This window comes from Pseudomonas petroselini (assembly GCF_045037875.1).
Lineage (GTDB): Bacteria > Pseudomonadota > Gammaproteobacteria > Pseudomonadales > Pseudomonadaceae > Aquipseudomonas > Aquipseudomonas petroselini.
Genome location: NZ_CP173614.1, coordinates 6,700,160 through 6,726,809 on the forward strand (window position 1 = coordinate 6,700,160; position 26,650 = coordinate 6,726,809).

The 26,650-nt window shown below is 61.2% G+C and carries 23 protein-coding genes; 6 read left to right on the forward strand and 17 right to left on the reverse strand.

Annotated elements, in window-relative coordinates; genetic code table 11:
- Positions 1–37: 37 nt before the first annotated feature.
- From ACI512_RS30980 to ACI512_RS30990, 3 genes are read right to left on the reverse strand one after another with little or no spacing between them, the layout of a single operon-like run.
- Entirely contained in the window at positions 38–205 is a 168-nt protein-coding gene (locus ACI512_RS30980; protein WP_010206690.1) for a DUF2474 domain-containing protein, read from the reverse strand.
- A 12-nt stretch (positions 206–217) separates the two neighbouring features.
- Positions 218–1,225: a cytochrome d ubiquinol oxidase subunit II gene (gene cydB / locus ACI512_RS30985; protein WP_015885994.1), complete on the reverse strand. Its 1,008-nt coding sequence runs from the start codon at positions 1,223–1,225 to the stop codon at positions 218–220.
- A 1-nt stretch (position 1,226) separates the two neighbouring features.
- The gene (locus tag ACI512_RS30990; RefSeq protein ID WP_015885995.1) at positions 1,227–2,666 is read right to left on the reverse strand and encodes a cytochrome ubiquinol oxidase subunit I; all 1,440 of its coding nucleotides are present in this window, start codon (positions 2,664–2,666) and stop codon (positions 1,227–1,229) included.
- A 316-nt stretch (positions 2,667–2,982) separates the two neighbouring features.
- Here ACI512_RS30990 and ACI512_RS30995 point away from each other — a divergent pair, with 316 nt between their 5' ends.
- Positions 2,983–4,233 carry an MFS transporter gene (locus tag ACI512_RS30995; RefSeq protein WP_015885996.1) on the forward strand — a complete coding sequence of 417 codons (1,251 nt, stop codon included), beginning with the start codon at positions 2,983–2,985 and terminating at the stop codon, positions 4,231–4,233.
- Positions 4,234–4,354: 121 nt separating this feature from the next.
- On the opposite strand, the gene ACI512_RS31000 is transcribed toward ACI512_RS30995, so the two are convergent.
- From ACI512_RS31000 to ACI512_RS31015, 4 genes are all read right to left on the reverse strand, one after another.
- Positions 4,355–6,538: a xanthine dehydrogenase family protein molybdopterin-binding subunit gene (locus ACI512_RS31000; RefSeq protein ID WP_236381040.1), complete on the reverse strand. Its 2,184-nt coding sequence runs from the start codon at positions 6,536–6,538 to the stop codon at positions 4,355–4,357.
- Entirely contained in the window at positions 6,535–7,524 is a 990-nt protein-coding gene (locus ACI512_RS31005) for a xanthine dehydrogenase family protein subunit M (RefSeq protein ID WP_015885998.1), read from the reverse strand. The genes ACI512_RS31000 and ACI512_RS31005 overlap by 4 nt, the downstream gene beginning before the upstream one ends.
- Positions 7,521–8,027 (reverse strand): (2Fe-2S)-binding protein, encoded by a 507-nt coding sequence (locus ACI512_RS31010; protein WP_236381038.1) that lies wholly within the window; start codon positions 8,025–8,027, stop codon positions 7,521–7,523. The genes ACI512_RS31005 and ACI512_RS31010 overlap by 4 nt, the downstream gene beginning before the upstream one ends.
- A 95-nt stretch (positions 8,028–8,122) precedes the next feature.
- Positions 8,123–8,569, reverse strand: coding sequence for a DUF4879 domain-containing protein (locus ACI512_RS31015; RefSeq protein WP_102060215.1), 447 nt, complete (start codon positions 8,567–8,569; stop codon positions 8,123–8,125).
- Positions 8,570–8,742: 173 nt separating this feature from the next.
- Here ACI512_RS31015 and ACI512_RS31020 point away from each other — a divergent pair, with 173 nt between their 5' ends.
- Together ACI512_RS31020 and trmA are read left to right on the forward strand one after the other, a co-directional pair.
- Positions 8,743–10,038 carry an NCS2 family permease gene (locus tag ACI512_RS31020; RefSeq protein ID WP_015886001.1) on the forward strand — a complete coding sequence of 432 codons (1,296 nt, stop codon included), beginning with the start codon at positions 8,743–8,745 and terminating at the stop codon, positions 10,036–10,038.
- The gene (gene trmA / locus ACI512_RS31025; protein ID WP_064053077.1) at positions 10,035–11,114 is read left to right on the forward strand and encodes a tRNA (uridine(54)-C5)-methyltransferase TrmA; all 1,080 of its coding nucleotides are present in this window, start codon (positions 10,035–10,037) and stop codon (positions 11,112–11,114) included. Before ACI512_RS31020 ends, trmA begins: the two co-directional genes overlap by 4 nt.
- On the opposite strand, the gene ACI512_RS31030 is transcribed toward trmA, so the two are convergent.
- From ACI512_RS31030 to ACI512_RS31060, 7 genes are all read right to left on the reverse strand, one after another.
- Entirely contained in the window at positions 11,097–11,567 is a 471-nt protein-coding gene (locus tag ACI512_RS31030) for a DUF2442 domain-containing protein (protein ID WP_236381037.1), read from the reverse strand. The two genes, trmA and ACI512_RS31030, sit on opposite strands and share 18 nt — an antisense overlap.
- A complete protein-coding gene (locus tag ACI512_RS31035; protein WP_236381035.1) occupies positions 11,564–11,992 on the reverse strand; it encodes a DUF4160 domain-containing protein in 429 nt (142 codons plus the stop codon). The genes ACI512_RS31030 and ACI512_RS31035 overlap by 4 nt, the downstream gene beginning before the upstream one ends.
- Positions 11,993–12,127: 135 nt before the next feature.
- On the reverse strand, positions 12,128–13,444 hold the full coding sequence (locus tag ACI512_RS31040) for a TolC family outer membrane protein (protein WP_236381033.1): 1,317 nt from the start codon (positions 13,442–13,444) through the stop codon (positions 12,128–12,130).
- Entirely contained in the window at positions 13,441–14,766 is a 1,326-nt protein-coding gene (locus ACI512_RS31045; protein ID WP_405121483.1) for an HlyD family type I secretion periplasmic adaptor subunit, read from the reverse strand. Before ACI512_RS31045 ends, ACI512_RS31040 begins: the two co-directional genes overlap by 4 nt.
- Positions 14,763–16,499, reverse strand: coding sequence for a type I secretion system permease/ATPase (locus ACI512_RS31050; protein ID WP_236381030.1), 1,737 nt, complete (start codon positions 16,497–16,499; stop codon positions 14,763–14,765). Before ACI512_RS31050 ends, ACI512_RS31045 begins: the two co-directional genes overlap by 4 nt.
- A gap of 173 nt (positions 16,500–16,672) precedes the next feature.
- Positions 16,673–17,305 (reverse strand): heme acquisition protein HasA, encoded by a 633-nt coding sequence (locus ACI512_RS31055; protein WP_015886008.1) that lies wholly within the window; start codon positions 17,303–17,305, stop codon positions 16,673–16,675.
- 103 nt (positions 17,306–17,408) lie between these two features.
- Complete coding sequence (locus ACI512_RS31060) at positions 17,409–20,165, reverse strand: TonB-dependent receptor (protein ID WP_236381028.1); 2,757 nt, start codon at positions 20,163–20,165, stop codon at positions 17,409–17,411.
- Between the two features lie 582 nt (positions 20,166–20,747).
- On the opposite strand from ACI512_RS31060, the gene ACI512_RS31065 reads away from it, so the two are divergent.
- Positions 20,748–22,049 (forward strand): IS4 family transposase, encoded by a 1,302-nt coding sequence (locus ACI512_RS31065; RefSeq protein ID WP_405121912.1) that lies wholly within the window; start codon positions 20,748–20,750, stop codon positions 22,047–22,049.
- Between the two features lie 682 nt (positions 22,050–22,731).
- On the opposite strand, the gene ACI512_RS31070 is transcribed toward ACI512_RS31065, so the two are convergent.
- Positions 22,732–23,730, reverse strand: coding sequence for a FecR family protein (locus tag ACI512_RS31070; RefSeq protein ID WP_015886010.1), 999 nt, complete (start codon positions 23,728–23,730; stop codon positions 22,732–22,734).
- A gap of 63 nt (positions 23,731–23,793) precedes the next feature.
- A complete protein-coding gene (locus ACI512_RS31075; protein WP_015886011.1) occupies positions 23,794–24,315 on the reverse strand; it encodes an RNA polymerase sigma factor in 522 nt (173 codons plus the stop codon).
- Between the two features lie 208 nt (positions 24,316–24,523).
- Here ACI512_RS31075 and aroQ point away from each other — a divergent pair, with 208 nt between their 5' ends.
- Together aroQ and ACI512_RS31085 are read left to right on the forward strand one after the other, a co-directional pair.
- Positions 24,524–24,973 (forward strand): type II 3-dehydroquinate dehydratase, encoded by a 450-nt coding sequence (aroQ, locus tag ACI512_RS31080; RefSeq protein ID WP_015886012.1) that lies wholly within the window; start codon positions 24,524–24,526, stop codon positions 24,971–24,973.
- Complete coding sequence (locus ACI512_RS31085) at positions 24,970–25,818, forward strand: shikimate dehydrogenase (RefSeq protein ID WP_236381415.1); 849 nt, start codon at positions 24,970–24,972, stop codon at positions 25,816–25,818. Before aroQ ends, ACI512_RS31085 begins: the two co-directional genes overlap by 4 nt.
- 134 nt (positions 25,819–25,952) lie before the next feature.
- Here the strand turns inward: ACI512_RS31085 and ACI512_RS31090 are convergent, their stop codons facing one another.
- Positions 25,953–26,594 (reverse strand): TetR/AcrR family transcriptional regulator, encoded by a 642-nt coding sequence (locus ACI512_RS31090; RefSeq protein WP_043205941.1) that lies wholly within the window; start codon positions 26,592–26,594, stop codon positions 25,953–25,955.
- Positions 26,595–26,650: the final 56 nt, after the last annotated feature.

A 26,650-nucleotide genomic window follows, 5' to 3' on the forward strand; every position in this document is an offset into this window, starting at 1 on the left:
GGTTGAAAAGCCGGGCCGCGAGGCTCGGATCGGGATGTCAGTGGGTCGTCAGGCCGGCCGCATTCATGAACATGCGCATCAGGCTGGCCACGACGAACAGGGCCAGCACGCTGCCGGTCCAGATCATCGCCAGCCACCCCAGGCGCCGCCACAACGGCTGTTTCTCGGCCTGTTCAATCTCGTGCAACGAAGGTTTGCCGGACATGGAACGACCCTCCTAGTGATAACCGTCTTCGTGGGTGACCTTGCCGCGGAACACGTAGTAGCTCCAGAAGGTGTAGCCCAGGATGAACGGAATGATGAATAACGTGCCCACCAGCATGAAGCCCTGGCTTTGCGGCGGCGCGGCAGCGTCCCAGATCGACACTGAGGGCGGAATGATGTTCGGCCACAGGCTGATGCCCAAACCGCTATAGCCCAGGAAAATCAGCACCAGCGTCAGCAGGAACGGTGTGTAGTGCGCATTACGCGCCACGGCGCGGATCAGCCCGTACATGGTCACCAGCACCAGGATCGGCACCGGCAGGAACCAGAACAGGTTCGGCAGCGTGAACCAGCGCGAGGCGATTTCCGGGTGCGTCAGTGGCGTCCAGATACTCACGATGCCGATGACCGCCAGCACCACGAAGGCCAACGGCCGCGCGAGGTTGTGCATCTTTTCCTGAAGCGGGCCTTCGGTCTTCATGATCAGCCAGGTGCAGCCGAGCAACGCATAGGCAACGATCAGCGCCACGCCGCAGAACATCGTGAACGGCGTGGCCCAGTCCAGCGAACCGCCGGCGAACTGACGGTTGACCACCGGGATGCCGTCGATAAACGCCCCCAACGCCACGCCCTGGAAGAACGTCGCGGCCAGCGAGCCGCCGATGAACGCCTTGTCCCACAGGTGACGTTTATGGTCCTTGGCCTTGAAGCGGAACTCGAACGCTACGCCACGGAAGATCAAGCCGATCAGCATCAGGATCAACGGCAGGTACAGCGCCGACAACACCACCGAATAGGCCAGCGGGAACGCGCCGAACAACGCCGCGCCGCCGAGTACCAGCCAGGTTTCGTTACCGTCCCAGACCGGCGCCACGGTGTTCATCATCACGTCACGGTCGGTCTTGCCCGGGATAAACGGGAAGAGGATGCCGATACCCAGGTCGAAGCCGTCCATGACCACGTACATCATGATGCCGAAGATGATGATCACGGCCCAGATCAGCGGAAGATCAATACCCATCTCAATTCCCCTTGTGCTGGATGTGCGCGTGATCGTCGTCGGCACCGTCATCGGCTGCAGACAACGGACGAGCCGGCGTGCGTTTCTGGCCAGGGCCACCGTGGGTAGGTTCGCTGCCTTCGTGGGTCTGGGGCCCTTTGCGCACCAGGCGCATCATGTAGCCCAGCCCCGCACCGAACAGCGCGAAGTACACCACTACGAACAACACCAGGGTGATCGTCATCTGCGCCAGGCTATGCCCGGAAGAAGCGTCCGCCGTGCGCATCAGCCCGTAGACCACCCACGGCTGGCGGCCGATCTCGGTGGTGAACCAGCCGGCGAGAATCGCGATCAGGCCGGACGGGCCCATCCACAACGCCAGGTACAGGAACGGTTTGGACGTGTACATTTTGTCGCCCCGGCGCAGCCAGAGGCTGAACAGGCCGGTGAAGATCATCAGGAAGCCCAGGCCGACCATCACCCGGAACGACCAGAACACGATGGTCGAATTTGGGCGGTCCTCAGGCGGGAACTCCTTGAGCGCCGGCACCTGTTTGTCCAGGGAGTGGGTCAGGATCAGGCTGCCCAGGTAGGGGATTTCCACCGCGTACTTGGTTTTTTCGGCCTTCATGTCGGGCCAGCCAAACAGGATCAGCGGCGTGGGTTCGTTGCCGATGTTTTCCCAGTGACCTTCAATCGCCGCGATCTTCGCCGGCTGGTGCTTCAAGGTGTTAAGACCATGGAAGTCGCCGATCACCGCCTGGATAGGCGCGACGATCAAGGCCATCCACATCGCCATCGAGAGCATTTTACGGATCGCCGGGTTGTCCTTGCCGCGCAACAAGTGCCAGGCCGCCGAGGAGCCGACGAAGAACGCGGTGGCCACGAAGGCTGCGGTGGCCATGTGCGCCAGGCGATAGGGGAACGACGGGTTGAAGACGACGGCAAACCAATCGGTCGGAATCACCCGGCCATCAATGATTTCAAAGCCCTGGGGCGTCTGCATCCAGCTGTTGGACGAGAGGATCCAGAACGTGGAAATCAGCGTCCCGACGGCCACCATCACGGTGGAGAAGAAGTGCAGGTTGCGCCCGACCTTATTCCAGCCGAACAGCATTACACCGAGGAAACCGGCCTCAAGGAAGAAGGCCGTGAGCACTTCATACGTCAGCAGCGGCCCGGTGACGGCGCCGGCGAAGTCAGAGAAGCGGCTCCAGTTGGTGCCGAACTGGTAAGCCATGACCAGGCCGGAGACCACACCCATGCCGAAGTTGACGGCAAAGATCTTCGACCAGAAATGGTAGAGGTCACGGTAGGTGTCGTTACGGGTCTTGAGCCACAAGCCTTCCAGCACCGCGAGGTAACTGGCCAGGCCGATGGTGATCGCCGGGAACAGGATGTGGAAAGAGATGGTGAACGCAAATTGAATTCGGGCGAGATCTAGCGCCTCCAAACCGAACATAAGTCTTCCTCTGTCAGGTAATACCGGCTGCTGGCGGAAGCCTGCACCCACTGCCCCCACGGATATGGAGTCTGGCGAATTTCAATTCGTTTCTTTTTTTAACCATCGCGTAGGGAATCTGGCCCTGAGGCCGCCAGGTCAATGCCCGGGCGGGCATTGATCTGGATCAAGCATTGCTAAAAGAGTAGTCCCATTTTCAGGAATGAACTGTGTGGTCTTTTGCCGCGTGACAGACTGCCTCAGCTCAGTTGTTGCAACTATCTGTTACAACTTAATGATAATCTCGGCCCTCCTCCAGCCCTGACCTGAAGCCCCGATGCCTAGTGAACCCGCGTTGCTGTTGCGTCATCACCGCCCTTTCATCGCGTTCTGGCTGGCGCGCATCTTTACCGCCAGCGGTTTCCAGATGCTCACCGTGGCCATCGGCTGGAACCTCTACCAACTGACCGGCAATGTGCTGGACCTGGGTTTGGTTGGCCTGGTGGAGTTCGTGCCGCGCGTGCTGTTCATGTTGCACACCGGGCACGTGGCCGATCGCTATGAGCGGCGCAAGGTCGCGGCCATCTGCCAGACCGTGCAGGCGCTGATAGCCCTGAGCCTGGCGATTGGCGGCCTGACCGGCAACGTAACCCGCGAGATGATCTTTATCCTCGCCTTCCTGCTCGGCGCCGCGCGCTCGTTTGAAATGCCCACCACCCAGGCCATGTTGCCAAGCATCGTGCCCAGCGCGTTGTTCCCACGGGCCGTGGCGTCATCGCAGTCGGCACAGCAGTTGGCAACCATCGTCGCGCCGGCGCTCGGCGGTTTGCTCTACGCGTTTGGCAGCGTGTGGGTGTATGGCCCCACGGTGGTGCTGTATCTCATTGCCTGCGTGCTGACCCTCAACCTGCCCGCACGCCAGACGCCGCTCAACAAAGGTAAGGCCACGCTGGATTCGCTGTTGGCCGGCATCCGTTTTATCCGCAGTCGCCCGGACATCCTCGGCGCTATCTCCCTCGACCTGTTTGCCGTGCTGCTGGGCGGCGCCACCGCGTTGCTGCCGGTGTTCGCCAAGGACATCCTGCTGACGGGTGCCTGGGGCCTGGGCCTGCTGCGGTCGGCGCCGGCCGTGGGAGCGTTGTTGATGTCGCTGTGGTTGGCGCGGTTCTCGGTGGACCGCCATGTAGGCCGTGTGATGTTCACTGCCGTTGGCGTGTTCGGCGTGGCGACCATCGCCTTCGGCCTCTCCACGTCGTTCTGGTTTTCCCTGGCGGTGCTGGTGGTGCTCGGGGCGGCGGACATGATCAGCATGGTGATCCGCGCATCGTTTGTGCAGTTGGAGACACCGGATGAAATGCGCGGGCGAGTCAGTGCCGTCAACGGCCTGTTCATCGGCGCGTCCAACCAATTGGGCGAATTCGAATCCGGGATTACCGCCCACTGGTTCGGCACCGTGCCCGCCGTTGTCATGGGCGGGATCGGTACGCTGGTGGTGACTGGGGTGTGGATCAAGCTGTTCCCGACCCTGGCGAATCGGGATCGCATGCATGTGCCGGTGGAAGAGCCCATTCAAAAAACCAGCGTATAACCCATGTGGGAGGGGGCTTGCCCCCGATAGCGCCATGTCAGTCACAGCATCGTTGACTGACACCCCCCATCGGGGGCAAGCCCCCTCCCACCTTTAGATAATCAGTGCTTGCCAGAGCATGTCAGAGCACCTTATCCAGGGTGATGGGAAACTCCCGAACCCGTTTGCCGGTGGCGTGATAAATCGCATTCGCCACCGCCGCTGCCACGCCGACAATACCGATTTCACCGACCCCCTTGGACCCCAGGGCGTTGACGATCTCGTCATGCTCCTCGACAAACACCACGTCGATCTCGCCAATATCCGCGTTTACCGGGATGTGGTACTCGGCCAGGCTGTGGTTCATGTAGCGCCCCAGTTGGTGGTCGATCTGGGTTTCTTCGTGCAGGGCCATGCCGATACCCCACACCACACCGCCAAGGATCTGGCTGCGCGCCATCTTCGGGTTGACCACACGCCCGGCGGCAATCGCGCTGACCACCCTACGGACCTTGATGGTGCCCAGGTCCTCATCCACCTGCACCTCGACAAATACCGCCGAATGGGTGGCAGTGCTGTAGCCCTCGCGTTTTTTGTCGGGCTGGCTGTCGACCTGCACGTCCAGCGCGTCTTCGCCACTGTCCTTGACCAACTGCGCCAGCGACACGCTCACGTCGCCCGTATGCAACTGGCCGTCTTCGAAGCGTACGGATTCGGCGTCCTTGAAGACCGGGTAAGTCTGGCGGGCAATGTCCAGCAACTTGGCATTCAGCGCCTCGCAGGCTTGCTGTACGGCGGTCCCCACAGAGGACACGGTAAACGATCCGCCCTGCAGCGGCGCGGTGGGCAATGACGAATCGCCCAGCATAAAGACTACGTCCTCGACCGCCACACCACTGGCCTGGGCCGCGATCTGGGTCATCACCGTGTAAGTGCCGGTGCCGATATCGGTGGTGGCGCTGCTGACCGTCAGCTTGCCCTGCGCGTCGATCCGCGCCTTGGCGCTGGCCTTCATCTGCATGGCCTCCCATACCCCGCCGGCCATGCCCCAGCCGATCAACTGGCGGCCGTCGCGCATACTGCGCGGTTCCGGGTTGCGCTGGCTCCAGCCGAAACGCTCGGCACCTTCGCTGTAGCATTCGCGCAGGGCCTTGCTCGACCAGGGTTTGTCTTCGTTCTGGTTGCGCTCGGCGTAGTTGATCAGCCGCAGTTGCACCGGGTCGATCCCCAGCGCGCAGGCCACTTCATCCATGGCGCACTCCAGGCCGATCACGCCAAGGGCGGCACCGGGAGCGCGCATGTCCAAGGGCGTGAACACATCCAGGGGCACCAGTTTGTAGGTCAGTTGCACGTTATCGCAGTGGTAGAGCATGCCGCTCCACTCCACCACATGTTCGCTGAAATCCTCGAAGCGCGAGGTCTGGCCGATAGCGGTGTGTCCCAGTGCCAGCAGGCGTCCGTTGGCGGCGGCGCCCATTTGCAAGCGCTGCAAGGTGCGCGGGCGGTAGCCGAAAGTGAACATCTGTTGGCGGGTCAGGGTGACGCGCACCGAGCGCTTGAGCGCCAGGGAGGCCATCACGGCCAACGGCAACTGGTACTGCGGGCGCAAGCCGGAGCCAAAAGCGCCGCCGACGAATGCGGCGAAGATGCGCACCTGGCTTTTATCCAGGCCAAAGACTTTTTGCACATAGGCCTGGCAATTCTGTGGGCCCTGGGTCTTGTCATGGATATGCAAGGTGCCATCGGGTTGATACAGCACGGTGCTGGCGTGGGGTTCCATCGGGTTGTGGTGTTCGATGGGCGTGCTGTAGTGCAGATCCAGGCTGACGGCGGCGCCGGTCCACTCGGCCTGGAAGTTGCCACGCGGCGCGGGCGGGGTTTGCGGCGAAGCATGGGCCTGTTCCTGCAAGGCCAGCAGGTCGGTTTCGAAGGCTTCGGTTTCGTACTCGATGTCCACCAGGGAACCGGCATGCCGCGCCAGCTCCAGGTTATCGGCGATCACCAAGGCCAGGGGCTGGCCGCTGTACAGCACGCGGTCGTTGTACAGCGGGCGGAACGGCGAGCCATCGGCGGCGTCGTCGTCCTGGAAAGCGTCGTCATAACTGGCAATTCTCGGGCGGTTGAGGTGATGGATAACCTCCACCACGCCCGGCAGGGCCAGCGCCCTGGAAGCATCGACGCGCAGCACACGGCCCTTGGCGACGGTGCTGGACACCACGCTGCCGTGCAGCAGGCCATGCTCGGGAAACTCCCCGGCATAACGTGCCTGGCCGGTGACTTTGAGCAGACCGTCCACCCGGTCCAAGGGTTTGCCGATAGCGGTCATGGCTGTTCTCCTGCGACAGCAGCGTCGCTCAGGGCGCGAATGATCGCCCGGCGCGCCAGCTTGATCTTGAAGCCGTTGTGCGCCAGCGGCTCGGCGTCTTGCAGCAGGGCGTCGGCGGCGTGACTGAAGGTTTCACGGCTGACGACCTGGCCGATCAGGCCGGCTTCCACGGCGCGGTCACGCCAGGGTTTGTGGGCCACGCCGCCGAGGGCCAGGCGTGCATCAACGATGAGGTCGCCGTCCAGTTCAAGCGCTGCGGCAACGGACACCAGGGCGAAGGCATAAGACGCGCGGTCGCGGATTTTCAGGTAGTGACTGTGGCTCGCCAGGTTATCGGCAGGCAACTCGATCGCGGTGATCAGCTCATCGTCAGCCAATTGGTTGTCCCGTTGCGGCGCGTCACCGGGCAGGCGATGGAAATCGGCAAACTCGATGATCCGCGCACCACCACGCCCTTCCACATGCACCCGCGCCTCCAGCGCAGCCAGCGCGACGCACATGTCGGACGGATGGGTCGCGACACACTCTTCACTGGCGCCGAGGATCGCATGGATGCGATTCAAGCCGGTTCGCGCCGGGCAACCGCTGCCGGGTTCACGTTTGTTGCAGGGCACGGTGGCGTCATAGAAGTAGTAGCAACGGGTGCGCTGCAACAGGTTGCCGCCGGTACTGGCCATGTTGCGCAGTTGCGGCGAGGCGCCCGCGAGGATGGCTTGCGACAGCAATGGATAACGCTGTTCGATCAGCGGGTGCCAGGCCAGGTCGGCGTTGCTCACCAGGGCGCCGATCAGCAGTCCGCCTTCGGCCGTTTGCTGAATGTCATGCAACGGCAGGCCGGTGATGTCGATGAGGTGCTCGGGGCGGCTGATGTTTTCCTTCATCAAGTCCAGCAGGTTGGTGCCACCGGCAATAAAGCGCGATGCCGCGCTGCTGAGGTGGACCGCCTCCTGTACATCCGCCGGTTTGCTGTAATGGAAGGGGTTCATTGCTCACCTCCCACGACGTCCACGATGGCATCGCGGATATTGCTGTAGGCACCACAGCGGCACAGGTTGCCGCTCATCAGCTCTTGGATCTGCGCGGTGTCGTGGGCGCGGCCTTCATTGATCAGGCCGACGGCGGAACAGATCTGGCCGGGGGTGCAGTAACCGCACTGGAAGGCGTCGTGCTTGATAAAGGCTTGCTGCATCGGGTGGAGCACGTCGCCGTCGGCCAAGCCTTCGATGGTGGTCAATTCGGCGCCGTCGCACATGACGGCGAGGGTCAGGCAAGCGTTGACGCGTTTTCCGTCGCGCAAGACGGTGCAGGCGCCGCATTGGCCGTGGTCGCAGCCTTTTTTGCTGCCGACCAGGTCCAGTTGCTCGCGCAGCAGGTCCAACAGCGTGGTCCAGGGCAACACGTCCAACTGGCGGTCCTGGCCGTTGAGGCGCAGGCGTATCGGGTGGCTGACGAACGGCTGGGCCGCCGCGCCATTGGGGGTCGCGCTCATAAACACCTCACGGGTTGGTGTACATCCGCGGCGTTAGAAAAGTCGCCGTCTCAGGGGTACGACTTCTCGTGGTTTTGAGCGTTCAAGAAGATTGATCAGCGGATATTGAGCAGGGTTTTCAGGGTGTTTCGCGGGGGGTTGATCGAGGCGTTGCTGTATTCGAACCAGCCCTGGGCCTCCACATTCAGGTCAAACACATAGATGTAGCCCATCAACGTGCCGGCCCCGCTGCAGGCCTCGCTGATGTTGCCGACCTGGCATACCGGCGTGCGCTGGCCGTTCAACACCGCGCCATTAAAGAGGCCCACCGGGTTATTGCCCAGGCCGACTTCCATGACAGAAACCTTAGTCGGCCCACGGTGCGTACACATCTGGGTCGTGCTCACACGCTCAGGAATGGTTTCCGTGCAACGCGCCGACTCAACCTTGAACACACGCACTTCGCTCAACGGCGGTGCAGTCGCGCCCCACGCCGGTGCTGCACCGAGCAACAGGCTGATACAGGGGATCAGGGCTAGACTCCACGGGCTGGCGTTTTTCATGCGGCGGATGACCTTCGTTTAAACGTCGGCGCAGTATGCCTCAAGGCCTCGGCTGCTGGTATGATGCGCCGCTTTTTCCGATCCTCTCTGGAACCAAAGGCGCTTGGCGCAGTTTGTGCTTTGACTTAGAGGTCAACAAATCACGACGCCACAGAGCGTCACTGGGAGCAGGCATGCTGGAAAAGCTGTTTCAACTCAAGGCACACAACACCAACGTGCGCACCGAGATCCTCGCGGGCATCACGACATTCCTGGCCATGGCCTACATCCTGTTCGTGAACCCGAGCATCCTCGGCGAGACCGGCATGGACAAAGGCGCGGTATTCGTCGCCACCTGCCTGGCCGCCGCCATCGGTTCGACCGTGATGGGCCTGATCGCCAACTACCCGATCGCCCTTGCGCCGGGCATGGGCCTCAACGCCTTCTTTACCTACACCGTGGTCCTGCACATGGGCCACACCTGGCAGGTTGCGCTGGGGGCGGTGTTTATCTCCGCGGTGCTGTTCTTCCTGCTGTCGATCTTTCGCATTCGTGAATGGATCATCAACGCCATCCCCCTGCCCCTGCGCTCGGCGATTGCCGCCGGTATCGGCCTGTTCCTGGCGCTGATCGCCTTGCATAACGCCGGGATCGTGGTGAGCAACCCAGCCACCATGGTGGGCCTGGGCGACCTGAAACAACCGGCGCCCATCCTGGCCACCCTGGGTTTCGTGCTGATCGTCGCGCTGGAAGCCCTGGCCGTACGCGGCGCGGTGCTGATCGGCATCCTGGCGGTGACCATCGCCTCGATCGTATTGGGCTTCACCCCGTTCATCGGTATCACCTCGGCACCACCGTCCCTGGCCCCGACCTTCCTGCAGTTGGATATCAAGGGCGCCCTGGATATCGGCCTGGTCAGCGTGATCTTCGCCTTCCTGTTCGTGGACCTGTTCGATAACTCCGGCACCTTGATCGGCGTGGCCAAGCGCGCCGGCCTGATGGGCAAGGACGGTCACATGCCGAAAATGGGCCGTGCGCTGATCGCCGACAGTACCGCCGCCATGGCGGGCTCCCTGCTGGGCACTTCGACCACCACCAGCTACATCGAGTCCGCTGCGGGCGTGAGCGCCGGTGGCCGTACCGGCCTGACCGCCATCGTGGTCGCGATCCTGTTCCTGCTGGCGTTGTTCTTCTCGCCACTGGCCGCCAGCGTGCCGGCCTACGCCACCGCGCCGGCACTGCTGTTCGTGGCTGTGTTGATGACCCAGGGCCTGGCCGAGATCGACTGGGACGACATCACGGTTGCAGCGCCGGTAGTGGTCACCGCCCTGGCGATGCCTTTCACTTACTCCATCGCCAACGGCATCGCCTTCGGTTTCATCGCCTGGACCGCCATCAAGCTGCTTTCGGGCCGCTATCGTGAGCTGAACCCGGCATTGGTGATTCTGTCGATTCTGTTTGTAATCAAGCTGGGCTGGTTCAACGCATGACTTTTGACGCCGCACGCTACACCGCTCAACTGCAAGACAAGGTCACGCGCTTGCGTGACCTGCTGGCACCGTTTGACGCGCCAGAGCCACAGGTCTTCGACTCGCCGCTGCAGAACTTCCGCCTGCGCGCCGAGTTCCGCCTGTGGCGCGAAGGCGGTGAGCGCCACTACGCGATGTTTTCCCAGGACGACAAGCGCACGCCGATCCTGATCGAAGAGTTCCCCATCGCCAGCCAACGCATCAACCAATTGATGCCGCAGCTCAAGGCCGCCTGGCAAGCCAGCGCCGCCCTGAGCCACAAGCTGTTCCAGGTGGAGTTCCTGACCACCCTGGCCGGCGATGCGATGATCACCTTGTGCTATCACCGCCCACTGGACGAGCATTGGCACACCGCCGCGAATAAGCTCGCCACCGACTTGAACGTCAGCATCATCGGTCGCTCCAAGGGCAAGCGCGATGTAATCGGCCACGACTATGTGGTGGAAAAACTCGAGGTCGGTGGCCGCACGTTCAGCTATCGCCAACCCGAAGGCGCCTTCACCCAGCCCAACGGCACGGTGAACCAGAAGATGCTCAACTGGGCCTATGACGCCCTGGGCGATCGCCCGGACGATTTGCTCGAGTTGTATTGCGGCAACGGCAACTTCACCCTGCCCCTGGCAACACGTGTACGCAAGGTGCTGGCGACCGAGATCAGCAAGACCTCGGTGAATGCGGCCTTGAGCAACCTCGATGAAAACGCGGTGGGTAACGTCACCCTGGTGCGCCTCTCCGCCGAAGAACTCACCGAAGCGCTGAATGAAGTGCGCCCGTTCCGCCGCCTGCACGGTATCGACTTGAAGCGCTATGAGTTCGGCAGCGTGTTCGTCGACCCGCCGCGCGCCGGCATGGACCCGGACACCTGCGAACTGACCCGGCGCTTCGACAACATCCTGTACATCTCCTGCAACCCGGAGACGTTGGCGGCGAACATCGCGCAATTGCATGACACGCACCGGATTACGAAGTGCGCAATGTTTGACCAGTTCCCGTGGACGCACCACATGGAATCCGGGGTGTTACTGACTCGGCGGTAGTTCAACGTCCTCAGGTTCCTTCTTGCGTGGCCGCCCGCCCTTCTTGCCATTGGCTCGGGCGGCGGCGGATTTGGCGGCGCTGCTTTTGCGACCGTTGCGCGACGCAACCAAACTGGTGGCCAGGTCCATGAGCGGTTTGCTGGTGGCGATCAGGCCCGTGACCGAAACATCCAAGTCCCGAGCCTCACAGCACAACGCCTTGCCGCCAAAGCCGACTTCCAGTTGCTCAAAGTCCTCCAAGGAAAACCCCTCGAACTCGGGCAGGCCAGCCACCGGCAGTACAACGCGACTGCCGTCGCTGAAGCCGATGGAAATGCAGTTGTCTTCATAACGCACAGAGCTGGCCCGGGCATAAAGGTGCCGTGTCTTGCGCCCTCGGGCTATCGCCTTTTCGACGTCGGCCTCAGTGAGCGGTTTATAGGGTACGACTTTGGCTTTTACGATTTGCTTCATAGTTCAATCTCCACAAAACCCGGCGCCCTGACCAGATTCAATATTGTTTTCTGCCCCACGACATCGTGCCGGGCACGGGCGATCACATAAACACCCGGCTGAATGATCAGCCCAGGCAACACCTCGTGGGCCTCCCAATCCCAAGAATGATTCTCCAGGCAGACCGTTTGCAGGTATTCCCACCAGATCCTGCGTGCCCGCGCCAGGTAATGCCGCTGCATGATCGCCCCGCGTATTTCTTTCAAAACCGCCATGGGTGGCTGCCGCCGCTCAGGCTCTACGTCCCACAATTCCACGTCTCCATCCAGAAAACTGAAACGAAAACGCGCATCCCATTCCTTCCCCCTCACATGCACATGGGGCGGGCAATGCTCATCCCTGATAAACACCGAAATCACATATCCCTTGTAAGCGCCTACTCTCATCGTAACCCATCCGTTAGGTTATTTTCCGCCAGGTAACAATTTTCCCCTGTCACCCGACAACCGGCTCCATTTTCCCGAAGCTGTTTCACAGACTAGTAAGCACAAAAAACCCGGCGAATGCCGGGTTGTAACCACTCATGCCGAGGGCTGGAAATACCCCGCCAAGGCCCGCAAGTCCTGCTCGCTCAGCAACCCCGCGTAATACTTCAGTTGAATCCTCGCCAGCAGATACGCATGCCGCGCATTCGCCAGGTCGCGGCGGGCGGTGAAGAGTTGTTGTTCGGCGTCGAGCACGTCGAGGTTGACGCGCTCACCGCCGGTGACGCTTTTCTGGGTCGCAGCGACCAAGGCAGTGGCCGAGCTGACGGCCATTTCATAGGCGCGCACTTTGGCGGCGCCGCTGGTGTTGAGGTTGAACTGCTTGCCCAACTCCACCAGCGTGGCCGAGGTTTGCGCGTCCAACTCGTACTGGGCCTGGGACAGCTGGTTCGCCGCCTGGCGGGTGGAGGCCGACACCCCGCCGCCGGCAAACAGTGGCAGGCTGACCTGAATGCCGACACTGTTGGTGTCGTACTGTTGGTTGTAGCTGCTTTCCGAGTCAGAGCGGGTCTGGCGACTGGTGGCGTACAGGCTGACCTTGGGCAGGTGGCCTGCACGTTTGCGCTCCACTTCGTAGGACGCTACGTCCAGGGCGTGGTGCTGGGATTTAAGCTCCGGGTTATTGGCCATGGCCATGTCGCGCCAGGTCTCGAAACGGTTGGGCTGCAGGGGCGGGATGTCGAATTGGCGCGTCAATGGTGCCAACTCTTCGATCTGCAGCGGCTGGCCGACGATGGCTTCCAACTCGCGCAGGGCACTGTCCTGGGCATCCAGGGATTCGATTTCTTCTGCCTGGGCCAAGCTCAGGCGCGCCTGGGTTTCCAGCACATCGGTGCGCGTCCCCTCACCGCCCTTGAGCAGGCGATCATTGAGTTGCAGGCGCTCGGCATACGCACGTTTCTGCGCACGGCTCAGCTCAATACGCTCTTGCGCCAGCAAGGCCTGGCTGTAGGCACTGAGCACCCGCACCGCCAGTTCCTGGCTCTTGCCGCGAAAGCGCTCGTCGGCCATCAAGGCCTGGGCGGTGCCCTGGCGAAACCGCGCATAGGCTTCGTAATCCAGCAACGGTTGCTGCAAGGTCAGGGTCGAAGCATAGCTGCGGTAGTCACGGTCGCTGGTGACCTCACCCGCCGTCACTTCAGACGCGTTGCGCGAGTTGTTATAGCTCCATGACAGGTTCGGCAACAACGCCGCACGCCCGATCACGCGATGTTCTTCACCGGCTTCACGCTCCTGGATAGCGGCCTGAAAAGTCGGATCATTGCGCAGGGCCAAGTCGTAGGCATCCAGCAAACCCAAGGCGTGCGCCGCCGAGGTACAACCGAAAAACAGGGTAAACAACAGCGCCTTCATTCTTCCACCAGGGCCATATGGGTGCGATCCAGCAGGGGTTTGAACAGGTAGTTGAGCATCGAGCGCTCACCGGTCTTGATGAAGGTTTCCACCGGCATGCCGGGACGTATCTGCACGCCGTCCAGTTGTTGCATACCGGCCGCGCTGACCTGGGCGCGCAGCGTGTAGTAAGGCTCGTCGGTGCGTTCATCGACTTGGCGATCAGCCGAGACCAGTGTGACCTCGCCGGCCACCCGTGGCGTGGTGGCCTGGTTGAAGGCCGAGAACAGCAACTCCACCGGCAAGCCCGGATGCACCTTGTCGACCATCTGCACCGGCACGCGCGCCTCCACCAGCAAGGGCTCGCCCTGGGGCACGATGTCCATCAACGCCTGGTCGGGCTTGATTACACCGCCTTCGGTGTACACATCCAGCCCCACCACCACACCGGACGCCGGGGCGCGCACCAGGCTGTTGGCCAATTCGAACTCGGCCGAGGCCAGTCGATTGCGCAGGTCGTCGCTGCGGGTACGGGTCTCGGCCAACTGGCCGCGCAGGTCTTTCTGGAAGTCTTCGCCGAGCTGACGGATGCGTAGCCGCAGTTCGAGCACCTGGCGCTGCAACTGACCGATACGACCATAGTCCTCGGCGATGGCGCCATCGACCTGCGAGTACAGGCGCTCGCTGTCGAGCAGGCGGTTGCGTGGGATGTAACCGTCACGCGCCAACGCGCGCAGGCCTTGCAGCTGCTCACTCAACGCCGCACGTTGCTGGACTTTGCTGGCTTGCGAATCCCGCGTACCGCGCAACTGCGCCTCGGCGCCGGCGATGGTTTCGCGCAGGCCTTGTTGCTCGGTAGCCAGGGCCTGGGCACGGCTATTGAACAGCTGCCGTTGCAGGTTCAGGGTGGCCGCTGCTTGAGGATCGTCGAGCAGTTCGGGAGCAAAAGTGATTGCCGACAACCCTTCACTTTCGGCACTCAAGCGCGCTTCGCTGGCCAGGGACGCCACGTACTGGCTGCGCAGGGACTGCATCTGCCCGCGCAATGGGGTTTCCTTCAAGCGCAGCAGCACCTGGCCGGCGCTGACCACCTCACCGTCGCGCACGTCGATGCGCTCGACGATACCTCCAGCCGGGTGTTGCACGGTCTTGCGATGGCCCGAGACCATGACCTTGCCCGACACCGCAACGCCCTTGTCCAACGGCGCCAACGCCGCCCAACCGAGGAAACCGGCAAAGCCACCGAGCACCAACAGCCAGCCAATGCGCGAATATTTCTTGTCATCCAGCGCCAGCACGTTGTTCGGCGCCTCGCTGACCAACACAGGTTTGCTCTGGCTCATGCCTGTTTTCCTTCACCGAGGCGGTAACTCATGCTCAGGGTCGATACCGGCTTGCTCGCGGCGGGCTTCTGCCGTGCCTCCAACACACGCGCCGTAGGGCCGAACGCCTGCAATTGACCGTCCTTGAGGATCAGCAACTGGTCAGTCAGGCTCAGCACGTTGGGTTTGTGGGTGATCAGGATCACGGTACGGCGCTGTTGCTTGAGCTGGCCGATGGCTTGGAGCAGGGCGTGCTCGCCCACCTCGTCGAGGTTGGCGTTGGGTTCATCCAGCACGATCAAAGCAGGCAGGCCGTACAGCGCACGGGCCAGCGCGACGCGTTGCTTCTGGCCGCCGGACAAGCCGGCGCCGCCCTCCCCCAATTGCGTGTCGTAGCCTTGGGGCAGTTGCAGGATCAATTCATGCACGCCAGCCATTTGCGCAGCAGCGAGGACTTTATCCGCGTCGACCTCGGCAAAGCGTGCGATGTTTTCCGCAATGCTGCCGCCGAACAATTGAATGTCTTGCGGCAGGTAACCGATGTGCGGACCTAACTGCTGCTTGTCCCACAGGGCCAGGTCGGCACCGTCCAGCCGCACCTTGCCGGCCAGGGGCGCCCAGGCGCCCACCAGTATTCGCGCCAGGGTGGATTTGCCGCAGCCCGACGGCCCGATCACGCCCAGCACGTCGCCTGCCGCCAGGTTAAAACCGAGGTTGGCCAGCGCCGGCCGACGGCTGCCGGGGGCACAGGCGCTGATGTGCTCGACGCTCAGTTGGCCTTTAGGCACCGGCAGGCTCATAGGGACGGGTCGCGCCGGGTTGGCCTCCAGCATCTGCGACAAGCGTTCGTACGCCAGCCGCGCCGAGCCCCATTGCTTCCACACGCCGATCAGTTGGTCGATGGGGGTCAACACCCGGCCCATCAGGATCGAGCCGGCAATCATCATCCCCGGCGTAATATCGCCCTGCACCGCCAGCAACGCGCCAACGCCCAGGACCAGGGATTGCAACGCGAGGCGCACGCCCTTGGACCAGGCGCTGACGGCCGCGGTCTTTTCACTGGCCAGGTTTTGCTGGGCCAAAAACGCTTGATGCTGGCCGAACCAGCGTGCGCGCAACGTGCCGAGCATGCCCATGGCTTCGATGGTGTCGGCATTACGCAGGTTGGCCGTGGCCTGCTGGCTGGCGCTGATGGACAGTTGGCTGGCCAGGGCCATCGGCGCCTGACTGATGTGGTGGTTGACCCACGCCAGCGTCATCAACAGCAGCGCGCCGACCAGTGCCAGCAGGCCGAGCCAGGGGTGAAACAGGAAAATCACCAACAGGTACACCGGAAACCACGGCGCATCGAAAAACGCGAACAACGCCTGGCCGGTGGCGAACTGGCGCAGCGTGGTCAGGTCATGCAGCGCCTGGCCGGCCGCCTGGGTGCCGCCCTTGAGCTGCGCTTCGAACGCCGCGTCGTACACCCGCTGGTTCAAACGCATGTCCATCTGCGTGCCGAGGCGAATCACCACCTGGCTGCGCACCCACTCCAACGCGCCCATCAGGACGAACAGGCCGAGGATCATCAGCGTCAGCATCAACAGGGTCATCTGATTGCCCGAGGCCAGCACCCGGTCGTACACCTGCAGCATGTACAGCGCCGGGGCGAGCATCAGCAGGTTGATCACCGCCGAGAACAGGCCGATGTTGAAGAAGCCACTTTTATAGGCCGTGAGGGCGGCCAGGGTTTCGTTGCCGGCGTGGCGCATCTGGGGATTCTCAAAGGGTTGAGCGGGCAGCGTCGTCGCGTTGACAGGCCATGCGACGCTGCGCAGAATTCGGCACCGCCGTCGCCTGAAGAGTTAGAAGGCTTGGGCAACGGCGGTGTGTCATGCGGCGAATGGGAGAGCGATCTTCCATTCGCTTTTTTCATGCAGCGGATTTAGGCCGCAAGTGCCCAGTCCTGGGCCACGTCCTGCACGCCCACCAGTGCAACGTCGGTGGTGGTCGAGGACGCCGCGTGGGCCGCGAGGCCGGCGGAGATCTCGTCGAAGGTGTTGGCCGTCGACAGGCTCGGGTCGATAGCGCCCAGCAGCTCGTTGAGTGCCGATTCCAGTGCACTGGTGTTGCCCTGGATCAGGCCGTAGATCACGCTCTGCACATCGTTGCCGACGCGGCCTGCACCTTCGGCGGCGGACAGGTCGAGGCCATTGAAGGCGACTTTGTAGGCACTCAGGTCGAAGTCGCTGCCACTGCCGCCGGTCAGGCCGGTGCCCAGCTCGACGTTATCCAGTTCGCCCCACAGGTAGTGGTTCAAGTTGCTGCTGGCCGGCAGTGTTGGATTGAACACGTAGTGAAGGCCGTTGCTGGTGTCGCTGTCGGCGATGAACGCGTAGTCGGAGTTGTTGGCGCCATGGGACGCGTATTGGTCACCGGCGAAGGTCCCGTTACTGAAACCACCGTTGTTGCCGCCAGTGCCATGACCTGCCGTGGCAAAACCAAGAGCCCAGTCCGACAGGTAGTCAGACAGCGAAGTAGTGCCCAGGTACGACTCGTAGCTAACAGAAATAGTCATCACTAAACCTCATAATTACAGCGCTATTGATCAATGCGCAGCTGCGCACTTTTTACCCAACCCTGGGCAAAATCGTGGTTGATGCGGTGCCGTGGCACCGGTATCAGAATTTGTATTCGAGCATTCCGCTCAAGGTCCGGCCGCGAGCCAGGCTGAGGTTGTTGGCATCGCCCATGGCGACGAAATACGCTTCGTCCGTGGCGTTTTCCAACGCCAACGCGATGTTCAATTGATCGGTCATCCAGTAACTGGCGTAGACGTCATACACGGTGTATTTGGGCCACATGGCCTGGTCGATCAGGTTGTAGCCCTGGTTGTCCAGGTTTTCCCCGTTACCCGAGCTGTAGCGAACACGCACACCGGTATCCAGGCGCTTGTCCAAAAAGCGCGCGCCCAACGTCAACGACGCGCGATCAGCGGGGGTGTAGGTGGCGTTGCCCATGATCTTGCCGCAGCTTTCCTTGGCATTGGCGGCCTCGTCATCCAACAATTCGTAGCGGGTCACAGGGCGGAAACCGATGGTGCCGTTAGGCCGGGTAAACCGTTCGATAACGGTGGTGCTGGGACCGGCCTTCTTGGCCCCGCCCAGGTAGTAGTTCTTCGAACAGAACTCGTTGCTGCCGATCATGTGCGTGTAACTGAGGTTGGTATACGCACGCCCCATGTCGTAGTTGAGTTGATACTCAAGGCCCCTGAACCGCGTGTCATTGAGGTTGTTGGTATACGCCATGATCCCGTTGAAACCCCCAACGGACGTCTCCGGCAAACTCACACTGGTATTGAGGAAGGTGAAATTCTTAATCTTGGTGTCGAAGTACGCCACCTTGATGCCCAGTCGGTCGTCATTGAAAAAGAGCGACTCCTTGAACACGTTCATCCCCACTTCCCAATCGCGAGACTCCTCTGGCTTCAGGTAAGGATTGGGGAATACCCGTTCATTCGAACCCCCACCGTGGGGGCGGCCGCTCATAAAGGTTTCCGTGACAGCCGGCGGGCGCCAGCCCTTGCCCCAGCGGGTATACAGTTGCAGCCAGTCGACCCCAGGCTTGATGCCGATACCGAAGGTCGGCGAAAACCGTCCGTCTTCACGGTCGATATCAAAAATGTCCTCGACACGCTTCGCGCCCGTCGTACTGGTGTAAAACCGGTCGCGCTTCCACAGCGTCATCCCGGTGACACCCTCCAGCCGATAACGGTCGTAACGCAGCCCGGCATCCACGGTCAGCCAGTCGTCATATTCGTATTGCAGGTTGTTGAACACACTGGCGATGGTGCGCTTGCCTTCCGGGTCGGCACTGGGGGTGTAGGGCAGTGATCCGGAGTTGATCGTGTTGGTGGACTCGATCTTGTTGGTACTGGGCTTGAAGGTGTCCTGATACATCTCCAGGCCATAGTTCCAGCTCAGATGCCCCACGCGGCCGAGGTCGAAGCGCGCCGTGTTTTCGCCCTGCAGGCCCCAGGTATCGGTCTGGAAATGGTCGGTGTATGCCGGCGTATAGTTGCCGGAACTCAGGGACGCAAGGTTGCCGGCGTTGGAGCGATCCAGTTGGGTGGTGACGTAATAGAGCTTGGCCTTGAAATCGATCAGCGCGTTATCCGGGCTGTAGCTGTAGTCCAGCGCCGCGTTTTTCGCGTTGAGGTTGTTCTTGCCGGTGCGTACGTAATAGCTGCTCTGAAGATCATCACTGATGTAGCCCCAGGCATCATTGCTGTCGGTATCGCTTTCCAGGTAGCTCAATTGCACGCGCTGATCGTTGGGCAGGTTCAGGCCGAACTTGACGATCTGCGACCGGGTCACGCTGCCGGTATCACCGACTTCGCTGTTCAACCAGTCGTCGAAGGCGACCGGGGCATACTTCCTGGCCCGCAGATTGGTGCCCAGGTTCTGGTCATTGTGGGTGCCGGCCCGGTAGTTGCCGAAATGGCGCTCGCTGTAGCCGAGCATGACGTCGCCGCGCTCATCACCAAAGGCAAACACGCCACTGCCATTGAAGTAGGTACCGTTGCCCAGCTCACCGATACCGCTGCCCGCGCGAAAACGTCCGCCGATCTCTTTACCGTCCTTGAGGAACTCGCTGGCCTCCAGGGTCTTGAACGAGGCGATCCCGCCGAGTACGGCCGCCCCACCCTGCCCCGACTGGCTGCCCTTGTCGATCTCGATGCTGGAAATGAACTCCGGGTCAATCAGCATGGTGCCATTGCGCTGCTGGTGCCCATTGACGTTGAAGTTCTGGCGCATGCCGTCGATGTTCATGTTCACACGGCCATAGTCCTGAACGCCGCGAATGTTCACGGAAAGACCAGGGTCGCGTTGGTCAACAGCGGTGTAGACCCCCGCAGTTTCCTCCAGCATGTCGGCCGCGTGACGGGGTGGGCGCTTGTCGATCATGTCACGGCTGATGACTGCCACGGACTTTGGGGTCTGGTACACCCAATCGCCGGCCTGGCCATTGGTGTTACCGGTAATGGTGGTAGTGCCCACGGTCATGGCGCCGTCGTGATCGTCACTGACGCGGTTGAGCGTGACCTGGCGCTCGCCGGTAAAGCGATACTCCACCGGCGCGGCGCCGAGCAAACGGCCCAGGCCTTCCTGCACGCTGAAACTGCCCTTGATCGCCGTACTGCTCAAACCTTGCAGGCGCTGGCTGTCAAACAACACCTGCAAGCCAGCCTGGTCGGCAAAGGCCAGCACGGCACTGCCGAGAGATTGCACGGGAATATCGAACGTCAACACAGCAGGTTGGGTAGCGCCCGATTGAGGCTGCGCGGCATACACCGGCGCCACTGCGGCGAACAGGCCCAAGTGAATGGAAAGGGCTAACCGGCTACCGGTGATACGCCCCTTGTTAAGTGCTGACATTTCGATTGTTCCCTGCGCTAAGCGTTTTTGTTTATGCGAATGCTTCTCACCTAGCAAGACGTGCGACGCGCAGGAAGTCAGTAAGACTTTTTCAAAAGTTTTTAACGAAGGGACTCAAGCAGGAAACTGAGCCGGCTCGCCGGCGATAGCCATAGATACCGACACACCGTTGTAGCAACCAACGCTAACCACGATGCGAAGCGAGCCGCTCTTGATCGTGATCTTGATCTTGATCTAGCTTTTGATCTCAGGCGCCCCGTCAAACACGCTGGCCGGAATTCGACAGGGATTTGGGGGGTAAACCGGCAGGGATGCCGGTTTAGCCGCCCCGCGCCATGGATGGCGCGTGGCGGCGGCCCCCCAAATACCTGTCGGATTACGGGCACACCGAGCGTGAGCGAGGTGCCGAGTGTTGGGGCGAAGGCCTTTTGGTTACTTTTGGGCCTTTTCCAAAAGTGACCCGCCGTAAGGGCCATCCCTTTCAAGGTCTTTAGTAAAATCCCCTGAAATTTCATTCAGGGGTACCGAAAGATGTGGGCCGATGTTCTAGCGCGTTTCGAGAAAAAAGCACCTGCGAGCGTCATGGCCAAGTTGGCGCTCGAACAGGCTATTGCCCCTGAGTGGGTCGATCAGGTTTTCGAGGAGCATCGGCAACGGCAGTATTCTCGTGAGCTACTGTTCTCGACCATCATCAAGCTGATGTCCCTTGTTTCACTGGGCTTGAAGCCATCCCTGCACGCCGCCGCGCGGCAACTGGAAGATCTTCCTGTCAGCTTGGCGGCCCTTTACGACAAGATCAGTCGTACCGAGCCTGCTCTGTTGCGTGCCCTGGTTACCGGCTGTGCACAGCGCCTGACTCCAACCATCAGAGAGCTGGGCTGCACGGCGATGCTGCCGGGTTGGCAAGTTCGGGTAGTGGACGGTAATCACTTGGCATCCACTGAGAAACGCTTGGGGGCTTTACGTCAGGAGCGCGGCGCTGCTCGTCCCGGTTTTTCGGTGGTGGCCTACGACCCCGACCTGGATCAGGTCATCGACCTTCAGGCGTGTGAGGATGCCTATGCAAGCGAGCGCGTTTGTGTGCTGCCTCTATTGGCCAATGCCGAGCCAGGTCAAGTGTGGCTGGCTGATCGACTCTATTGCACGCTCCCGGTTATGGAGGCTTGTGAGCAGGTCCAAACCTCCTTTGTCATTCGTCAGCAAGCCAAGCATCCACGCTTGATTCAAGAAGGTGAGTGGCAAGAGCCGGTGCCTGTGGAAACGGGCACTGTGCGTGAGCAGATCATCCAGGTCAGAGGCGGTTACCAATGCCGGCGTGTCGAACTGACCCTTCATTCCCCAACGGACTCGGGTGACAGCAGCTTGATGTTCTGGAGCAATCTACCCCAGAGCGTCAGTGCACAGCAGATCGCCGAACTCTATCGCCGCCGCTGGAGCATTGAAGGTATGTTCCAGCGACTGGAAGCGATCCTGGAAAGTGAAATCGAAAGCCTTGGCAGCCCAAAGGCCGCCTTACTCGGGTTCGCTACTGCGGTATTGGCCTACAACGTCCTGGCCGTCCTCAAACGAAGCGTCGAGCAAGCTCATCGGGGTACCCAGCCTGAAGGATGGGAGGCCTCGATCTATCACTTGGCGATTCAGGTTAGAAGTGGTTATGAGGGAATGCAGATTGCGCTGCCCTCGGAACATCTTCCCGTCATTGCTCTGGAAAAACTGGCCCGGCGCTTACTGGAGCTGGCTAGAAACATCCAACCAAAACAAGTGGCGAAAAGCCCCCGCGGCCCCAAGGTGCCTAAGCCCAAAACATGGGTCCAAGGCACTGCGGTACATGCACATGTTTCAACCGACCGGGTAATCAAGGCTGCCAAAACGAAAAGACCTTGAAAGGGATGGCCGTAAGGGCGGAACCCATAGTGGCCGTGACCTAAATAACGGATATGTACCCGGTCTGATCCAACATCTTGGTCGTCTGCCAGCCCGCCAGCGGGAGCAAGCTCCCTCGCCACAGGTCCAGCGCCATACCCAGAATGGTGTAGATACCGAGGCCTCGATGGCGCTGAATCAGTCACCTGATGAATTGACTGACACACCGCTATCGGGGGCAAGCCCCCTCCCACATTTGGATCGCGGGGTAACCGTTAGATTATGGTCAGCTGCCAGCCCGCCAGCGGGAGCAAGCTCCCTCGCCACAGGTCCAGCGCCATACCCAGAATTGTGTAGATACCGAGGCCCCGATGGCGCTGAATCAGTCACCTGATGAATCGACTGACACACCGCTATCGGGGGCAAGCCCCCTCCCACATTTGGATCGCGGGGTAACCGTTAGATTATGGTCAACTGTCAGGCCGCCGGCGGGAGCAAGCTCCCTCCCCACAGGTCCTGCGCCATACCCGGAATTGTGTAGATACCGATGCCTCGATGGCGCTGAATCAGTCACCTGATGAATTGACTGACACACCGCTATCGGGAGCAAGCCCCCTCCCACATTTGGATCGCGGTCAGCTGTCAGGCCGCCAGCGGGAGCAGGCCTAACTCACCACAGGTCCAGCCCACACCTACAGGACAATCAATAGATCAAGCTGAGGCCCGCCAGATCCAAACGCTGCACGTGCAGCTCCTGGGTGAGAATGCCAAGGGCAGTGTCGAGCATATCAAGCCGAAACACCCCGCTGACCTCGCGATCCCCCAGCGCCGAATCCGCCAGCACCACACGCCCAGGACGATAGCGGTTAAGTTGCTCGATGACCTTGGCCAGCGGCTGGCGATCAAAGATCAACACACCGCGCCGCCAACTGGTGGCCCGCTCTACATCGAGCTGGTCGATGGGCACGATGCCTTCCTGGAGGTTGTAGCGTGCAGCCAGGCCCTCCTTAAGCACCCTGTCGGCCGGACCTTTTTTCGGGATAGCTTGCAGGGAAACCTCAACACTGTGCTCCAGCACCCCAACCCACGCCTGGCTATCGCCCTCGCGCGCCACCACAAACCGCGTGCCCAGCGCACGGGTTTGCCCCCCGGCGCTCTGCACCACGAACGGCCGGGTTTCCTGGCCCACCCTCGGCGCCACATCAAAGATCGCCGAGCCCTGGAGCAGACTGATACGGCGTTGCACACCGTCGTAGTCCAGGCGGATGGCACTGCCGGAATCCAGCTCTACGGTACTGCCATCGGCGAGGTGCACGGTGCGCACCTCGCCTTTCTGGGTGATGTAGTCGGCTTGCAGGCGCAACAGCACGTCCGGCCCGCGCACCCAGCCAACACCGGCCACCACCACGACCAGCGCGACAGCCGCCGCACGTTGCCATGGCCTGCGCCGCTTGGACCGGCGCACCGGCAGCGTCGCCGCCGGCGGGCGTTGACGCTGCAGCGGTTCGTCCTTGTACACCTCACCCAATGCCGCCCACGTCTGTTCGGCAAAGCGCAAGGCCGCTTCGTGGCGGCTGTCGCAGGCGATCCAATGCTGCAGCTCGGCCTGCTCCTGGTCGGTCAGGGCACCGGCGTGCAAGCGCACCGCCCACTCGGCGGCTGCCTCGGTAATGCTGTGCTGTTGCGGACCCTGGCTATTCACGTGTGAATCTCGAATTTTTCGTTATGTAACGCTGTGACGACTGACCTGGCATTTTTCGGTAATTCATTCGTCGGATGGCGCCACCTCGCCTTCCTGCAAGCGCTGCATCACGTAGGCCAACGCCTTGGCCAAGTGCTTTTGCACGGAACTGTCAGAAATGTCCAGGTGCCGGGCGACCTGGGCGTGGGTCATGCCTTCGATGCGGTTGAGACGGAAAATCTGCTGGGTGCGTTCCGGCAACTCCGCCAGTGCCTGCTTCAATGCCTGTCGCTGTTGCTGCGCCATTGCCTGAGCCTCCAACCCGGCCACGTCATCTTCAATCTCGGCCAGCGCTTCATGGGGCACGGAGTCTGTCTTGCGCCGTGCTTCCTGGCGAATATGGTCGATCAGCAGATTGCTCGCCGTTCGATAGAGATAGCCCTGGGAGTTGTCGATGCGCTCACCGGCCGGTTTTTCCGCCAGGCGCAGGAAGCTCTCCTGCACCAGGTCTGCGGCCAACTGCGGGTCCCGTACCTTGCGCGCCAGATACCCGCGCAGGGTATCGGCGTGCTTGAGAAACAGGCCTTTGAGATCCACGTCCGACAAACCGACTCTCTGGAATGTTAAGGAAACAGGCGGGCATCTTAAGCGTTGTCGAGAATGATTTTCAATTGATATCTAATCTGATTCCAGCGCGGCGGAGGGTCTGATTAACAGTTCGATAATCGAACAGATCCGCTGCCATCAATTGACCAAATTAACTAACCAGTACATTTTATCCCCACAACGAACAATAATTGTGGAGACCCTCCCTATGCCGCCCATCGTGCTGGTGCTCAACGGCCCCAACCTCAACCTGCTCGGCACCCGTGAGCCCGCCACCTATGGCCATGAAACCCTGGCCGATGTCGCTGCCCTGTGTGGCCGCAGCGCCGAACAACTCGGGCTGAAAATCGAATTTCGCCAGACCAACCACGAAGGCGAATTACTCGACTGGATCCACGGCGCCCGCGCCCGTTGCGCAGGTATTGTGATCAACCCGGCAGCCTGGACGCACACGTCGGTGGCGATTCGCGATGCACTGGTCGCCAGCGAAGTGCCGGTGATCGAAGTGCACCTGTCCAACGTGCATGCCCGTGAGGCGTTCCGTCATCACTCTTTCGTATCGCCCATCGCCAAGTCGGTGCTCGCCGGGTTCGGCAGCCATGGCTACCACCTGGCCCTGGAACATTTCAGCCACCTGCTCAAAGGGGCGGCCCGATGAAACCGCGCATTCTCGCCGGCTTGATCGGCAGCGGCATCCAGGCCTCGCGCACCCCTGCCCTGCATGAACAGGAAGGCGATGCCCAAGGTTTGCGCTACCTGTATCGCCTGATCGACCTTGAACCGCTGCGCCTGGACATCAACGCCCTGCCCGACTTGCTGGAGGCCGCCGAGCTGATGCACTTTACCGGGCTGAACATCACCTACCCGTGCAAGCAGGCAATCCTGCCATTGCTCGATGAATTGTCCGACGAAGCCCGGGGCATTGGCGCGGTTAACACGGTGGTGTTCAAGGACGGCAAACGCATCGGCCACAACACCGATTGCCTTGGGTTCGCCGAAGGGTTTCGGCGCAACTTGAACGACGTCGCCCGCCAACGCGTGGTGCAGATGGGCGCCGGCGGTGCAGGTGCAGCAGTGGCCCATGCGCTGCTGGCGGAAGGCGTGGAGCACTTGAGTATTTTCGATGTGGACGCCAGCCGAGCGCGCGACCTTGTGGATAACTTGGCTCAGCGCTTCGGCACGGGGCGTGCGCAGGTCGGCACACACTTGGAAAATGCGATGGCCGAGGCCGATGGTTTGGTCAACACCACACCGATGGGCATGGCCAAGTTGCCCGGCACGCCGGTGCCTGCGTCCTTGTTGCGGGCTGAATTATGGGTCGCCGAAATCGTGTACTTCCCGCTGGAAACCCAACTGCTGCGCGACGCCCGCGCCTTGGGTTGCCGCACGCTGGATGGCGGCAACATGGCGGTGTTTCAGGCGGTGAAGGCGTTTGAGTTGTTCAGTGGAGAAGCGCCGGATGCACAGCGGATGCTGCTGCACTTCCAAAGCATGAATACCTGACGGTAGAAACCGGAGCAAAATGTGGGAGGGGGCTTGCCCCCGATGGCGGTGGATCAGCCACCTTATCAGGAACTGGCCTGCCGCAATCGGGGGCAAGCACCCTCCAACATTTGATTGCATTCCAACCTGAGTAATCAAGCCTGCAAGTAGCGCATCACCGACTCACAAATCATCTCGCGGTGCCGCTGCTTGATCGCCTCATCCGACAGTTCGATCTGAAAGATCTCACTGAACGTATGGCGGTTGGACACCCGGTAAAAGCTGAACGAATTGATCAGCAAGTGAACATCCAGCGGCTCCAACCCTTCCCGAAACACGCCCATCTCGGCCCCACGACGCAACGTCGCACCCAGCGCCTCGAGGATGTTGCTGTTCATCGCCTTGATCGAATCCGAACGCTTTACGTATTCGGCATTGTGGATATTTTCGATGCTGACGATGCGCACGAAATCCACGTTCTGGTCGTGGTGATCAAACGTGAACTCCACCAGCCGCCGAATAGCATCACGCGGTTCCAGGGCGGTGAGGTTCATGCGGGTTTCGGTGTTGCGGATGTCACCGTAGAGCTTCTCCAGCACCTCGACGTACAACTGCTCCTTACTGCCGAAGTAGTAATAGATCATGCGTTTGGAGGTGTGGATGCGCTCGGCGATCGCATCCACGCGAGCGCCGGAAAGGCCCTGCTGGACAAACTCGACAATGGCTTCCTGGAGTATGTTTTCGCGGGTCTTTTCCGGGTTGTTCTTCCGGCTCTTGCGGGGTGCCTCGGAGGTCATGGTGCGCTCACGGCCAGTGTTATGCAGGCGCTGATTATGGGCCGCGAGGCCTCCCG

Coding starts and splice junctions, on each gene's coding strand:
- trmA (WP_064053077.1), top strand. CDS start 10,035: ATGACTTTTGACGCCGCACGCTACACCGCTCAACTGCAAGACAAGGTC.
- ACI512_RS31000 (WP_236381040.1), bottom strand. CDS start 6,538: ATGACCGCTATCGGCAAACCCTTGGACCGGGTGGACGGTCTGCTCAAA.
- ACI512_RS31010 (WP_236381038.1), bottom strand. CDS start 8,027: ATGAGCGCGACCCCCAATGGCGCGGCGGCCCAGCCGTTCGTCAGCCAC.
- ACI512_RS31015 (WP_102060215.1), bottom strand. CDS start 8,569: ATGAAAAACGCCAGCCCGTGGAGTCTAGCCCTGATCCCCTGTATCAGC.
- ACI512_RS31020 (WP_015886001.1), top strand. CDS start 8,743: ATGCTGGAAAAGCTGTTTCAACTCAAGGCACACAACACCAACGTGCGC.
- ACI512_RS31085 (WP_236381415.1), top strand. CDS start 24,970: ATGAAACCGCGCATTCTCGCCGGCTTGATCGGCAGCGGCATCCAGGCC.
- ACI512_RS31035 (WP_236381035.1), bottom strand. CDS start 11,992: ATGAGAGTAGGCGCTTACAAGGGATATGTGATTTCGGTGTTTATCAGG.
- ACI512_RS30995 (WP_015885996.1), top strand. CDS start 2,983: ATGCCTAGTGAACCCGCGTTGCTGTTGCGTCATCACCGCCCTTTCATC.
- ACI512_RS31040 (WP_236381033.1), bottom strand. CDS start 13,444: ATGAAGGCGCTGTTGTTTACCCTGTTTTTCGGTTGTACCTCGGCGGCG.
- ACI512_RS31090 (WP_043205941.1), bottom strand. CDS start 26,594: ATGACCTCCGAGGCACCCCGCAAGAGCCGGAAGAACAACCCGGAAAAG.
- aroQ (WP_015886012.1), top strand. CDS start 24,524: ATGCCGCCCATCGTGCTGGTGCTCAACGGCCCCAACCTCAACCTGCTC.
- ACI512_RS30980 (WP_010206690.1), bottom strand. CDS start 205: ATGTCCGGCAAACCTTCGTTGCACGAGATTGAACAGGCCGAGAAACAG.
- cydB (WP_015885994.1), bottom strand. CDS start 1,225: ATGGGTATTGATCTTCCGCTGATCTGGGCCGTGATCATCATCTTCGGC.
- ACI512_RS31055 (WP_015886008.1), bottom strand. CDS start 17,305: ATGACTATTTCTGTTAGCTACGAGTCGTACCTGGGCACTACTTCGCTG.
- ACI512_RS31045 (WP_405121483.1), bottom strand. CDS start 14,766: ATGAGCCAGAGCAAACCTGTGTTGGTCAGCGAGGCGCCGAACAACGTG.
- ACI512_RS31030 (WP_236381037.1), bottom strand. CDS start 11,567: ATGAAGCAAATCGTAAAAGCCAAAGTCGTACCCTATAAACCGCTCACT.
- ACI512_RS31065 (WP_405121912.1), top strand. CDS start 20,748: ATGGCCAAGTTGGCGCTCGAACAGGCTATTGCCCCTGAGTGGGTCGAT.
- ACI512_RS31060 (WP_236381028.1), bottom strand. CDS start 20,165: ATGTCAGCACTTAACAAGGGGCGTATCACCGGTAGCCGGTTAGCCCTT.
- ACI512_RS31050 (WP_236381030.1), bottom strand. CDS start 16,499: ATGCGCCACGCCGGCAACGAAACCCTGGCCGCCCTCACGGCCTATAAA.
- ACI512_RS30990 (WP_015885995.1), bottom strand. CDS start 2,666: ATGTTCGGTTTGGAGGCGCTAGATCTCGCCCGAATTCAATTTGCGTTC.
- ACI512_RS31005 (WP_015885998.1), bottom strand. CDS start 7,524: ATGAACCCCTTCCATTACAGCAAACCGGCGGATGTACAGGAGGCGGTC.